1 protein-coding gene is annotated in these 1,354 nt (G+C 68.8%); it reads right to left on the reverse strand.

Annotation, left to right across the window (positions count from 1 at the left end; genetic code table 11):
* On the reverse strand, positions 1 to 1,354 hold a 1,354-nt coding region (locus tag QXZ85_RS33695; RefSeq protein WP_315729246.1), incomplete at both ends, for an acyltransferase domain-containing protein.

The raw sequence follows: 1,354 nt of genomic DNA on the forward strand, positions 1-1,354 counted from the left end.
CCATCCAGTAACGCTGCCGCTGCCATGGATATGTCGGTAGCTCCACGCGCGCACCGCCGCTCGGAAAGACACCCTTCCACTCCAGCTGCCCGCCCTGGGCATAGTGCGCTCCCAGAGCCTGCAGCGCCGCTGCGGGCTCGGCACGCTCCGGACGCAAGCTCGCCACCAGCGCAGGCTCCTTTGCCCCTGCGGGCAAGCACGCCGGCACCAGCCCGAGCAGCGTCGGCCGCGGCCCCAGCTCCAGATACTCCGTCACTCCTGCCGCGTGCAGCGCCGCGACCCCGTCCGCAAAACGCACGCCCTCCCGCACATGCTTCACCCAATACGCGGCGCTCGAGAGCTCGCAGTCCGCCAGCTTCCCGCTGACGTTGCTCACCACACCAATCTGCGCCGGACGGTACGTGAGCTGCTCCGCAACCCGACGGAACTGCTCCAGCATCGGATCCATCAGCGCAGAGTGGAACGCATGCGACACCCTCAGCCGATGCGTCCGCGTGCCCTTCGCCGCAAACGCCGACGACACCGCAAACACAGCCTCTTCCTCACCCGAGATCACAACAGACGATGCGCTGTTCACCGCCGCGATCGAGACGCCGCCTGCCTGCGCCGCCACCGCCTTCGCCACTTCCGCTTCCGACGCTGCGATAGACACCATCGCGCCGCCCCGCGGCAGCGCCTGCATCAAGCGTCCGCGCGCCGCAACCAGACGCGCTGCATCCGTCAGCGAGAACACACCCGCCACATGCGCCGCAGCCACCTCGCCGATGCTGTGGCCCGCAACAACGTCCGGTTCCGCGCCCCATGACCGCCACAGCGCCGCCAGCGCGACTTCCAGCGCAAACAGCGCCGGCTGCGTCCAACCCGTCTCGTCGAGCCTCGCGGCCTGCGACGGATCCGACCACATTACCTCGCGCAGCGGCCTCTCCAGATGCGGATCCAGCGCCGCCCACGCCGCATCGAGTGCTTCGCGAAATGCAGGCCATTCCTCGTAAAGCCCACGGCCCATCCCGACATGCTGCGAGCCCTGGCCCGTGAACAGCCACGCCGTCTTGCCGCGTCTGCGCACCTCTCCGCGCACCAATCCAACCGCCGGCTCGCCGCGCGATACGGCTTCCAGTCCCGAGACCAGTTCCTCGCGCGTCGCCACCGCCAGCGCCAACCGATGCTCGTGATGGCTCCGCGTCGTCGCCAGGCTGTAGGCAATGTCGCCAAGTGTTTGCTCCGCACGCGCCTTCACGTGCTCCGCAAGCCGAGCCGCAGACGCCTCCAGCGCCTCCCCGCTCTTCGCCGACAATACCAAAAGCTCACAAGAGCGCTTCGCCGCCGACAACGCGGTCTCGGCGGCAGCAGGCGC

The sequence above is a fragment of the Bradyrhizobium sp. SZCCHNGR1005 genome (assembly GCF_032489995.1).
Classification (GTDB): Bacteria; Pseudomonadota; Alphaproteobacteria; order Rhizobiales; family Xanthobacteraceae; genus Bradyrhizobium.